Origin of the sequence: Chroococcidiopsis sp. CCNUC1 (assembly GCF_023546805.1) — a bacterium.
Classification (GTDB): domain Bacteria; phylum Cyanobacteriota; class Cyanobacteriia; order Cyanobacteriales; family Chroococcidiopsidaceae; genus Chroococcidiopsis; species Chroococcidiopsis thermalis.
Genome location: NZ_CP097480.1, coordinates 277,667 through 289,752 on the forward strand (window position 1 = coordinate 277,667; position 12,086 = coordinate 289,752).

At 43.5% G+C, this 12,086-nt stretch carries 10 protein-coding genes; 5 read left to right on the top strand and 5 right to left on the bottom strand.

Features of this window, described 5'->3' with window-relative positions; genetic code table 11:
* Positions 1–130 precede the first annotated feature (130 nt).
* The 4 genes from M5J74_RS01295 to bchB all read right to left on the bottom strand — a co-directional run bounded on the left by M5J74_RS01295 (position 131) and on the right by bchB (position 7,762).
* Complete coding sequence (locus M5J74_RS01295; RefSeq protein WP_015152345.1) at positions 131–1,657, bottom strand: hypothetical protein; 1,527 nt, start codon at positions 1,655–1,657, stop codon at positions 131–133.
* Positions 1,658–1,806: 149 nt separating this feature from the next.
* Entirely contained in the window at positions 1,807–3,276 is a 1,470-nt protein-coding gene (locus M5J74_RS01300) for a hypothetical protein (protein ID WP_015152346.1), read from the bottom strand.
* Positions 3,277–3,957: 681 nt separating this feature from the next.
* Entirely contained in the window at positions 3,958–6,114 is a 2,157-nt protein-coding gene (gene glyS, locus M5J74_RS01305) for a glycine--tRNA ligase subunit beta (protein WP_250015032.1), read from the bottom strand.
* Between the two features lie 121 nt (positions 6,115–6,235).
* On the bottom strand, positions 6,236–7,762 hold the full coding sequence (gene bchB, locus M5J74_RS01310; RefSeq protein ID WP_250015034.1) for a ferredoxin:protochlorophyllide reductase (ATP-dependent) subunit B: 1,527 nt from the start codon (positions 7,760–7,762) through the stop codon (positions 6,236–6,238).
* 774 nt (positions 7,763–8,536) lie between these two features.
* On the opposite strand from bchB, the gene M5J74_RS01315 reads away from it, so the two are divergent.
* The 4 genes from M5J74_RS01315 (at position 8,537) to M5J74_RS01330 (ending at position 10,186) form a co-directional block, all read left to right on the top strand.
* Positions 8,537–8,722 carry a type II toxin-antitoxin system HicA family toxin gene (locus M5J74_RS01315; protein WP_015152351.1) on the top strand — a complete coding sequence of 62 codons (186 nt, stop codon included), beginning with the start codon at positions 8,537–8,539 and terminating at the stop codon, positions 8,720–8,722.
* Positions 8,722–8,934 (top strand): type II toxin-antitoxin system HicB family antitoxin, encoded by a 213-nt coding sequence (locus tag M5J74_RS01320; RefSeq protein ID WP_015152352.1) that lies wholly within the window; start codon positions 8,722–8,724, stop codon positions 8,932–8,934. Before M5J74_RS01315 ends, M5J74_RS01320 begins: the two co-directional genes overlap by 1 nt.
* Positions 8,931–9,077: a hypothetical protein gene (locus M5J74_RS01325; RefSeq protein WP_250015036.1), complete on the top strand. Its 147-nt coding sequence runs from the start codon at positions 8,931–8,933 to the stop codon at positions 9,075–9,077. Before M5J74_RS01320 ends, M5J74_RS01325 begins: the two co-directional genes overlap by 4 nt.
* A 302-nt stretch (positions 9,078–9,379) precedes the next feature.
* Positions 9,380–10,186, top strand: coding sequence for a hypothetical protein (locus M5J74_RS01330; RefSeq protein ID WP_250015037.1), 807 nt, complete (start codon positions 9,380–9,382; stop codon positions 10,184–10,186).
* A 256-nt stretch (positions 10,187–10,442) separates the two neighbouring features.
* Here M5J74_RS01330 and rph read toward each other — a convergent pair whose 3' ends face one another.
* The gene (gene rph, locus M5J74_RS01335) at positions 10,443–11,171 is read right to left on the bottom strand and encodes a ribonuclease PH (RefSeq protein ID WP_106167560.1); all 729 of its coding nucleotides are present in this window, start codon (positions 11,169–11,171) and stop codon (positions 10,443–10,445) included.
* Between the two features lie 329 nt (positions 11,172–11,500).
* Here rph and M5J74_RS01340 point away from each other — a divergent pair, with 329 nt between their 5' ends.
* On the top strand, positions 11,501–12,037 hold the full coding sequence (locus M5J74_RS01340) for a P-loop NTPase family protein (protein WP_015152355.1): 537 nt from the start codon (positions 11,501–11,503) through the stop codon (positions 12,035–12,037).
* Positions 12,038–12,086 lie beyond the last annotated feature (49 nt).

A 12,086-nucleotide genomic window follows, 5' to 3' on the forward strand; every position in this document is an offset into this window, starting at 1 on the left:
TATGAATGCGTGCCATATGCACGAACAAGATTGAAAAAGTGAAGGTTATTTATGCATAAACTAGAAGCAAATAAATCCTTCACCATAGTAGCTGCGATTTGTCTATTTTTTGAGCGTTTTATGCGCAAGCTTAGGACGTGCGGAGAGTCACATCATCCCACTTCACGTAGTCTCCTTTTTTTCCAGTTCCCGTGGTTCCTAACTCTACGACTGCCCAGTCTCGGGAGATGGGTAAGGTGATTTCTAAATATTCCCAACCATTTTTCTTGGTGGCAGTTTTTGACATCTCTGCATCTCCGTCGCGATCGTCATAGCCGAGAATTTTGAGCGTCGCCTTGGCATTGCCGTTGACATATGCCCAAGCACCGATCGCCACTTTTTTGCCTAGTGGCAGCTGACCGGCAATTCGTCGGACTCGGACTGGCGTACCCGCTGCGGTGCCATCCAATTTGACGTAACCCTTACCTTTGTGCGCTCCACGAGCATCGTTACGCACGAAAGTTACGTAAGGTAAAGGTCCCATATCGCCGATGTCGCCAGCACCAAAATGTACCCACTCAGTCTCAGGATTGTTGGCAGACTCAAAACCTTTATTGGCGAGTGGTTGGTTCAGACGCATACTTTTGATTTTCTGATAAGTTGTGGTGGGCTTAAAATTTGGGGCGATCGCCCACTCATCATGACCGTCAAGATCGAATAGTATGGCGTTGTCATAACCGAATCTTTTGAGCTGTTGCCCGAAGATCGCAAACCACCGACGACGACAGTTTTCTTTCTCAGCCGCCGAACCAGGACACCAGCTTGAAATGACTCCGGCTTCGCTAATGGCAAGCGGTTTTCTGATGCCGCGTGCTTCTAGCGATCGCCAAGGATGCCCGAAACGATTGTCGGCGATTTGTCCGCCATAGGCATGTAAGCCGATGTAATCGCTCACCTTATCGATGCCGCGATCGAGCATTTCATCTAGGATATGGGATTCAATTCCTGAAATTGGGGGTGATTCGATCTTAATTCTCGGGTCAATGGCTCTAGCAGCTTTAAAGGCAATCTGAGTCATGTCTACGCACTCTTGAGCTGACATCTTGCCATTGCCGTAGTCTAATTCTGGTTCGTTGTCAATAATATAATAGAAAATTTTACCTTTGTAATGTGCCATGACATTGCGAACGAAATAATTGAAGTTCGCTTGCCATTGCTCGTAGTTGCTATCTCGATCGACTCCCAATCGAGGAGATACAACTGTATGAATTTTCAGCCCTGCATCGAGATACTTCTGCACGGCGATATCTCTAGCAAACCAATCAAAGGATGAGCCTTCCGTCTTACCACCAACACCATCCATCCCCATACGAACTAAGCCTAAGCCTAGATCCTTCGTATGTTTGATCGATCGCGCCACATATGCTGGATCGGTGTTATAGCCAGTACCGTTATTAATTCCCAGATATGGACCGCTGGGAGTAGCTCTGACACTAGCGCTGGGCGATCGCGCTGGAGGTTTATTAGATGTGACAGAGAATAAATTTGGAATGAGATAAATAGAAATTAAACTAAAAATAATCAACCCAGCAATGACACTCAATAAAAGCTTAAATCCCAAGCGACGACGAGCAGGTTGTTTAAACTTAGTCGAATTTTTTTTAGATCTCTTCAACATTTCAATTAGTGTCGAGCTATTATGCAATCGATTTGAGAGTTTTTTGCTGTCACGATAACATCATAAATAATAACTTACCCGTGAAAAGGCGATCGCCTTTTCCACGGGTAAGCTGAGAAAATCTAAGTTAAGCTATGGCACGTCCGCACTTAGAGTACGCGGACGCTCACGTCATCCCACTTCACAGAGTCGCCTGCTCTGCCAGTTCCCGTCGTTCCCAGTTCGACTACTGCCCAATATCTGGAGATAGGAACGGTAATTTCTAAATACTCCCAACCGTTTTTCTGAGTTGAAGTCTTCGAGATCTCGGCATCACCATTTCTAAAGTCATACCCCAAAGCTTTTAGCGTTGCTGAGGCTCCGCCACTGACATAGACCCAAGCACCAATTGCTACCCTCTTGTTTTTTGGCATATCGCCTAAAATTCGCCGGATTCTAATTGGCGTGCCAGATCCAGCCCGACCGCTCTCTAACTTGACATAGCCTTTACTGCCGTTACGCCCTCCTTGATTGCTATCATTCTGGACGAAGTTGATATGAGGTGAAGTCCCTTTATAAATCCACTCGTCGTTGTTATCGGCAGGAGTCCACTCATTTTCAACGTTATTCGCTGACTCAAAACCGCCATTCGAGAAAGTCTTATTTAGACGTAAATCTTTAATTTGGTAATAAGCTTTCGTGGGGTTAAAGTCTGGCGCAACAGCCCAGCTATCGTGACCGTCGAGATCGAATAGGATGGCGTGGTCGTAACCAAATCTTTTTAGTTGTAGCCCGAACATGAGGAACCAGCGGCGGCGACAGTCTTCGGTTTCAAATTGGGAACCGTTGCAATACTCGTTAATCGATCCCGATTCGCTAATAGCAAGGGGCTTTCTGATGCCGCGTGCTTCCATGACTCTCCAAGGATGACCGAGACGATTCTCGGAAATCTGTCCGCCATAGGCGTGCAAGCCGATATAGTCGCTGACCTTATCGATGCCGCGATCTAACATCTCATTGAGCAGACCGGATTCAATTCCCATCACGGGTGGCGACTCAATTTTAATATTAGGATCGATGGATTTGGCTGTTTCGTAGGCAATCCGAGTCATGTCAACGCATTCTTGAGCTGACATTTTACCGTTGCCATAGTCGAGATCGGGTTCGTTATCGATGATGTAGTAAAAGATTTTGCCTTTGTAGCGCATCATGACGTTACGAGTAAAATAGCGGAAGTTTGCTTTCCATTTCTCGTAGTTACCGTCTCGATTGACGTGCATCCGTGCTGATAACACGGCGTGAATTTTGAGTCCAGCATTGCGATATTTATCGACAACCATATCTCTGCCCGACCAATGAAACCCTGCACCCTCCGTATTACCCCAAACGCTATCCATACCCATACGGACGACTTCTAATCCCAGGTTTTTGGTGTGTTGGATGGAGCGATCGACGTATCCTGAGTCCATGTTGTAGCCAGTGCCGTTATTCATGCCCAGAAAACTTGTCAAGGCTGCTGCTGGCAACGTGTAGAGGAGAGCTGAAGCAATTAATACTGAAACAATTGACTTAGACGATTTAGCTTGTCGTTCTGATAACTTTTTTGGAGCTATGTTTTGTAGTTTCTGGTAGAATTTCATTGTTTACCTCTAAATGGAATTAATGCAGCACGAGTTGACGATCGCACTTCATCTGCTACTCAATGCGGTTTGAGTAGACGAGAAGTCAATCGTGCAGAAAGCTGCTTTATTGCTGGCGATCGCGCTGCAAGATTGGCAAGCTAGAGGGAAGGGTTAGCTGGCTAAGGAAAGTGAAGCAGCGCTTTATGCAAATAGCTTTTCCAGTAGTTAAAGAAAGAACTATTTCAGTATGGTTATGCAATAGAGCAGTGTAGTGAAATGGAAAGAATTTAAGTCATTACACTTGGACTTGGTAATGAAGTTTCTGAAAAAAGCAGAATGCTTTACAAGAGCTTTACATGACCAATCTACAACTAAAGTAGGCTTACTCAGATGTGGATTCAAGAGGAATTTTACTGATCTACCTACTAGCCGAGATTTCCCCGATAGCCTTGTTTTATATAACTTTTATCGTAAAAATACTACTAGTGAAAATACTGTTAAATCGAGGGATGCAGAGCATATTATTGAGCAATCTCACTGGAAATATAGTTATAGCTATCTTGAAATTTTAAAATTGTAAGAATACAATCTTGGAATTTTTTAAAATAAAAAAATTTAGGCTCTGCATCCGTACAAAGCCTAGTAAAATCTTGTAAATTTGCGATCGCTACTAACTTAATCGAGCGATCGCCTAATGTTTTAGTTCTTTACAATTTCGCCAAAATTTGCCAACACGCGAGCATGATTGCGAAGTAAACCGAGTAGATTCAAGCGATTGCGCCTAATTTCTGGATCGGCATCCATAACTAAAACGCTTTGTTCTCCATCGAAGAAATTGCTAACAGTAGGAGCAATTTGAATCAAAGCATCTACTAATTGTTGATAGTTCCGCGATTCTCTAGCGGCTTGAGTTTGGGGAACGAGTTGCAATAAAGCATCGTAGAAAGCTTGCTCGGAAGATTTTTGAAAAAGTTTTGGCTTGACTAAGTTTTCTGGCTGCAACTGCGTGAAATCTAAATCTCCTTGAGCCGCGAGACGGGTGGAACGGTTGACGGTTTCGTAGATTTTATCTAGAGTGCCGTTATTACGAATAGATTGTAAGAAAAGAGCGCGATCGCGTACATCTAATAAGTCTTGTAATGCCCGTAATCTGTATTCAGCGTCGCTTTCTCCCAGTACGGCATTGACTAAATCGTAGTCGATACTTCGTTCTTCTTGTAATAGCGTGCGAATTCTTTGAATGAAAAATTCCTGTAGAGATGCGTTTAACGTCTCCATACTAGTTTTGGCATAAGTTTTAATAAAATCTCTTGCCGTTTGCTCTAATAATTGGTAAAGATTAATTGGTAAATTAGCCGCCCATGTAATAGAAACGATCGCATTTGCCGCACGGCGCAGAGCAAAAGGATCGGAGGAACCTGTAGGTAGCATTCCTAAGCCGAAAATGCTGACTATGGTATCGAGGCGATCGGCAACTCCGACAACTTGACCTGCTAAAGTTTCAGGTAGGCGATCGCCTGCATTACGTGGTAGATAATGTTCAAAGATAGCTGTAGCTACGGTTTCCGGTTCACCACTTTCTATAGCATATTTTTGTCCCATTACGCCTTGCAATTCTGGGAACTCAAACACCATTTGGGTGACTAAATCTGCTTTACACAAGCTAGCAGCGCGTTCGATTTGGTGGCGTTCTTGTTGGCTTACTTGCAACTGTTCGTTAATTTGCTGCGCGATACTAATAATGCGTCCAACTTTGTCGCCAACTGAGCCTAAATCTTCTTGAAATGTAACTTTTTCCAGTTGCAGTAAATAGCTTTCTAAAGGTTTTGCCAAATCGGTTTTGTAGAAAAATTGTCCGTCAGCTAACCTGGCGCGAATCACTCGTTCGTTACCTGCGGCAATAATATCCGATTTAGCAGGATCTCCATTAGAAATAGTAATAAAATTCGGTAGTAGAGACGCACGGCTGTGCGCCCCTACCTGAAATATGGGAAAATATCGTTGGTGGCTTACCATTACCGTAGTAATCACTTCTGGAGGTAAGTTCAAAAATTCTGAGTCGAATTTTCCGACTACAGCAGTAGACCATTCAACTAAATTCGTCACTTCTGCTAATAATTCGGGATAGATCGTAACGCTACCATTTAATTGTTGCGCGATCGCATTGACTTGTGCTTCAATTTTTGCTTTGCGCTGTTCGACCTCGACATCGACAAAAGCAGAACGCAAGCAAGAGACATAATCAGTGGCTTGGGGAATGGATATTGATTCTGGATGTAAAACGCGGTGTCCCCACGAAATGCGATCGCTTTTAATTATTTCGGAACTATTTTCAATTTGAATTGGTAAGACTTCTGTATCTAATAAAGCGACCAACCACACAATCGGACGGGAAAACTTTAAATCGCCGTCTCCCCAACGCATAAACCGCTTCCCTTCTAAGCCGAAAATCCACTCAGGGACGAGTTGAGACAAGATTTCTGCGACAGGACGACCTGGATAAGAGACGCGGACAAACACAAACTCGCCTTTATCCGTAGGACGAATTTCTAAAGCATCTAATTCTACCCCTTGCTTTTTGGCAAAGCCTTCAGCAGCTTTTGTGGGTTTCCCGTCTCTAAATGCAGCTTGCGCGGGTGGTCCTTTAATTTCCTCGTCTCGGTCTGGTTGTTGCGATGGTAGACCTTTGATGAGTACGGCGAGGCGGCGGGGAGTACCGTAAACTTCGATTGCTTCTGCCGTAAGATTATGATTGGTAAGACTTTGGGGAATACGCGATCGCCATTGCGCGATTGCGCTATCGACAAAACTGGCGGGGAGTTCTTCGGTTCCGACTTCTAATAGGAAATTAGGCATAGCACCCTAGATTGAGCGAGGCTTCATAAAAGACCTAGTTTCAACAGTTTACCGTGCCTGCAATCCTATTGGGTATGATGGACGATTGGTAGGGTGCATTAATTAACGCACCCTACTAATCTTACGCACCCACAGATTCTTTAGCGGCGTACATCACTTCGACAGTGATTTCGGTAAAATTGCGATCGCGGGCAAATTTTTCGGTATTCCGCTTGACTTTTCCGCGCACGAAGCCAGGAATTTTATTTAGTTCTGCTTGAGCTTCTCTCGTCCAAGCTAAATCCGAATCAGCCGATATTCCCTTGGTAATAACTTCCTTGGTGTCGTGTCCGCCAAAGATTTCTAACAGGTGGTCTTCCATGCCCAAGGTAAACGAATTATACACCAAATCGGCAATTTGATTCGTGCCTTCGTAACCGACGAAAGGCTTATAGCCGATGGGGAAGTTTTGAATGTGGATTGGCGCAGCAATGACACCACAAGGAATATCTAACCGCTTACCTACGTGGCGTTCCATCTGAGTCCCAAATATAGCAGAAGGTTCGACACGGGCGATCGCGTCTCCAATTGCGCCGTGATCGTCTGTAATAATCACCTCATCGCAATATTCGCTGACCTGTTCGCGGAACCAGTCAGCATCGTATTTGCAGTAAGTTCCAGCCCAAACAACGTGAATTCCCATTTCCCGTGCGAGAATTTTAGTTATGGCGGCGGCGTGGGTGTTGTCGCCAAATACGACAGCTTTTTTACCCGTCAAGTTTTGGCAGTCAATCGAACGCGAGAACCAAGCAGCTTGAGATACGTAGAGAGTTTGGTTGTTAATATACTCTTCGTAGTCAACATTAGCACCTTGAGCATTGATAACCTGCTGGATTTTACGTAGGCAACGAGCAGTCTCGACTACGCCCATCGGAGTAATATTGACATAGGGTATGCTAAATTCTTGCTCTAAGTAATTTGCTGTCAACAAGCCGAGTTCCCGATATGGGACGAGGTTAAACCACGCACGGGGTAAGTTCTTCAATTCGTGGACGGAAGCACCTTCGGGAATAACAGCATTTACCTTGATTCCCAAGTCAGCCATTAACCGCTTCAACTCGGTGCAGTCGTGTTGGTTGTGGAAACCTAGAGTAGACACACCGATGATATTGACTGAAGGCTTCTCGGTTTTGGCTGTTGGTAGTTCGCCTTTTTTGCGTGCCTTTTCGATATAGTAGCGGACGATTTGATCTAAAGTGCGATCGGCTGCTTGTAGTTCGTTGACGCGGTAGTGGTTGACATCTGCTAGTAATACGTCAGCCTTGGCTTCTAACGACGCTCTTTCGACGAAGTTTTGGAGGTCTTCTTGTAAAATGCTGGAGGTACAGGTAGGCGTTAATACGATCAGGTCTGGGTGTTCTTCCGCATCTTTACGGGTGATATTATCTACTACCTTCTCCTGAGAACCACGGGCAAGGACATGTCTGTCTACAATGCTAGCTGTAACTGGGGTAAAATTTCTTTCTCGCTCCAACATCGATCGCATGACGTTGAAGTAGTCATCGCCTAGAGGCGCGTGCATAATTGCGTGGACGTTTTTGAACGAGCTAGCGACACGCAAGGTTCCTATATGTGCGGGACCAGCATACATCCAGTAAGCCAATTTCATATCTACGATACTCCCCTCTGTGAAATGCGAATCGTTGAATATTAAAGTCCGTTTGTTTGTTGATTGTCGCAAACATTGCGATCGCACTAAACACGGGGCGTTGAATGACTGTACGCGAGGAAGAATGGCTGTAATTATGATGGGACAATGAATTGGGATGTTCAAGTGGCAAGCGATCGCTTGATTCCCGCAATGATTCTTGATGTTTAGTTATATTCTGTTGTATTCAAAATGCTGCCTTGAAAGTCTTTGACTAAGATTGTATTTATATCTTTTGCTTCATTTCGAGGAGTAAAGTAATGGGTGATTTTAACTTATTCACATTCGAGGTTAATATTGTTTCTGTAGCTTGGGAATTTACGATACAAACTGTTCGGAAGTTACCCTTAAAACCACACTAGATAACTGCTGGTTCTATGCTTGCTACACTATTAGCTAATAAAAAACATTTCCCTTTCACCACTATCTTCAAGTTTTTAAAATTTATCTAGAAGAAAATTGGCTGGATTTTTTCTTGAGTTGGACAGGATTTTCACTTTGGGAGCTGAGATATTAGGTTTGCTTTTGATTTTGATAATTGCCAATCGATTGCTGAAATACTCTGCTTCAACTTGCAGTGCCTGGAGTCTGTATATTTCTGTCAGTTGTTGTTATAAATTCATATAAGAGAGCAGAGCGTTTTTTAGATATGTCCAACTTGTAGGATAAAACCAGTCTGATAAATATTTATATGAAATTATTGTTCGATCTCATATCCATTTCTACGCTTAGCGAATGGAAGTTAGAGAAGTAATTAGACTTATCGGGGAAAATGGTTGGTATTTAGCTCGAACTAGAGGTAGCCATCGTCAATACAAACACCCTACAAAATCTGGCTTAGTTACTGTTCCAGGAAAGCTGAGCGACGATCTTGCACCAGGAACATTAGATAGTATTTTAAAGCAGGCAGGTTTAAAGTAATGCGGTATCTAATTATTATTGAGGAAACAACAACTGGTTATTCAGCATATTCACCCGATTTACCTGGGTGTGTCTCCACTGGTGAAACTCGTGAAGAGTTGGAGCAAAATATGCGCGAAGCAATAGAGTTTCATTTAGAGGGACTTAAGTTAGAAGGTTACAAAATTCCTCAGCCGTCTACGTCATCTGTTTATATTGAAGTAGCAGCTTGATTAAATTTATCTTGCTACGGCTGAGTCATCACCATCAGACGAAAGACTTATTATCGAGTCGAACCTGTAGCGATCGCTTACAGCTAATGTATAAATCTTTACATCTAGGCGATCGCATCCAGGGAAATAAAGGGAGATTCTGATTCGAGTTTTTAGATTCAAAAGTTCGGGCAAATTTTAACTAAAAAACTTGAAGATTTTCTTATAAGCTTTCTCTTAAAAGCATTCTATAAGAAATTCCAATCGATTGCTTAGCTAGAACGCTCAAATCCTAGCAAAATAGTCATACATGTACTGCAATTTGCGGCATTTTAAATCTAAGCAGTTTTTATTTTGAAATGAAAAAATGACTGATAAATCAAGCTAATCAATCAACTATATGCAAACCATAATTCATTTTGTAAGATGCTCGTCTAGAGTGAAAATTCTGACAAAATCTTGAATTATGAAGAAAATTTGCCCAAATTTAGGTTTAACTCTAGCTACTTCGCTATTCCTCGCATCCTGTACCGGAGTACAGGAACAAGCTTCACAACTTAAAGACAAAGCCAATCAAGCTCAAAACATGGCTCAGCAAGCACAAGATGTGGCTAGCAAAACAACTAGCGCGCTGGGTAATTTGGGAAATCTTAAAGAAACCATTAGTCCTTTGACTGACGGCGCAGCGCAAACTTTATCTGCTGTAAAAGCTGGTAACTTTACAGCAGCACAAACGGAATTTACTAAGCTGCAAGATGGCTGGAAAGGATTAGAAAGTACTCTGAAGACAGTCTCCCCCGATGCTACCAAAACGATTGGCGAGAAAATTACAACTATTGCCACAGATCTGAAATCGGGTTCGCCAAATGTGGCAAAACTCACGACAGAATTGCAGGGACTTTCAACTGCATTCAATAGTCTTGTAACTAATAGCACTTCTGCAATTGCTACTAACACTAGCACCACGGAGACAGCAAATAGCAATGCTACGGCTATTCAAAGCAACTTATTAGCCATGAAAGATGAACTGGCTAAGGCAACTACTGCTGTAGAATCGCAGGATTTTGCAACTGCAAAAACTGCTTTTGGTGCTGCTCGCCAAACCTGGTATGAGTTTGGTGGTAGCGTGAAACAAAAATCTCCCGATACTTACCAAAGGCTAGAAGCAGGGGTGCAAGATGTGAATTCTGGACTGAGCAAAGCACAGCCTCCACGAGATACTGTTTTGACTAGCTTGAAGACGCTTTCTACCGATTTAGACGGCGTGAAATAATCATTTAGTAAGGTGGGCGTTGCTCACCCTACTCTAGGATTTCTATGACAATATTCCTGTACAAATATGTAATTAGTAATGCGATCGCTCGTGATACTATATTATCAATTACCTAGATGGTTTACTTCATAATGGAAATCTAAGCATTTTTTTAAAAATCAAAAATATTCCCATTATAAAGTAGATAATACCACAACTGCGAACCATATTCTATCCCGCCCCCTTATGTTTTTAACCTATCAACAATAGCTTGCACCTAAAGATTGAAATCGCCCAAGGCTTGACGTTGTGCTGCTAGTAAATCTTTAATTCCAAGTTCTGCCAAATCCATAATTCGATCCAATTGAGTGCGGCTGAAACTACCTGCTTCGGCGGTTCCCTGGAGTTCGATAATTTCTAATTGGTCGTTCATGACCACGTTGAAATCGATATCGGCAGCGACATCTTCTTGGTAGTTGAGGTCTAGAAATGGCACACCTTCAAGCAAACCTACAGAAACGGCGGCGATTTGGTGACGGATGGGCGATCGCGTCAGATCTCCCCGTTCTAAAAGCTTGGCGATCGCATCGGCAAGCGCCACAAACCCGCCTGTAATTGCTGTGGTTCTCGTACCTGCATCCGCCTGCAATACGTCAGCATCTACGGTGACTGTACGCTCTCCCAATGCTTCTAAATCGAGTCCGGCTCTCAAGCTGCGTCCGATTAACCTTTGAATCTCCTGCGTCCGTCCAGACAGCCTGTAGGTTTCTCGTTCTTGGCGTTGGTGGGTAGCAGTGGGAAGCATTCTGTATTCAGCCGTCAGCCAACCCTTGCCCGAACCTTCCAAAAATCTAGGGACTCCAGGCTGAATCGATACGTTACACAACACCTGAGTATCGCCGCACTGAGCTAAAACAGAGCCAGTGGCAAAACGAGTAAAATCCCGTGTAAAACTGATAGGACGCAGTTGATTTGCTAACCGATTATCCAAACGCTCCCAGGTCATGGTTCTTAGCTGTAGTGACCTAAATCAGAATACAGGGTCGAGCATACAGTTAACACTTTCGCTAGGCTTAATTTTTTGTAAACTTTTGGCGTGGAACATGTGGAGGGCGATCGCTATGCTGGGAAGTCAAAAGTCAAAATGCTGCAACAGAATCTCCGCCAACTGGGACTTATAGTAGCGATATTGCGACCCAGAGGATAGTTTCCTATTGACTAAAACATAGATGTAGTGTTTCACTAAGGAGTATTCTGCAAGACTACACTATATATCGCATATTGCAGTTTCTCCGAACTCAGCTTTAACTCAAGCATCTGGATAAAAGTGACTTTATGATTGCTCAGCTAGAGACCCCAACCGTTCATTCTCCTTGCCAACCACCATACACAGTTGAAGGATTAGTACAAGTCTTTACTTGCTCTCGTCGTACCTTTTTGACAAGCGTGATGGCACAGGCTTTAAGGGTTTCCGGTCAAGGGACTCCAGCGCTCATCGTCCAATTTCTTAAAGGTGGGATAAATCAGGGTCATTGTCATCCAGTTAAGTTGGGGCAAAACTTGGATTGGATTCGCTGCAATCTTCCCCGTTGCATTGACACGCCACAATTAGACGAATCCGAAAACCGTTCTTTACAAGAACTGTGGCAGCATACGCGCCAAGTTGTTTCCCAAGGGCAGTACTCATTGGTAGTATTAGATGAATTAAGCGTGGCTGTCGAATTTGGCTTAATCCCTCTGGCAGAAGTCTTAGATTTTATTCAAAATCGCCCCAAGCACGTCGATGTGATTTTGACTGGCTCGAATATGCCTCAACCCGTACTCGATGTGGCAGATCAGATTACAGAAGTACGGCGCAGCCACCAGATGTAAGTTTTTCTAGGCTAGAATGCCTGTGAATTTCTTATATAAATAGTGCCTC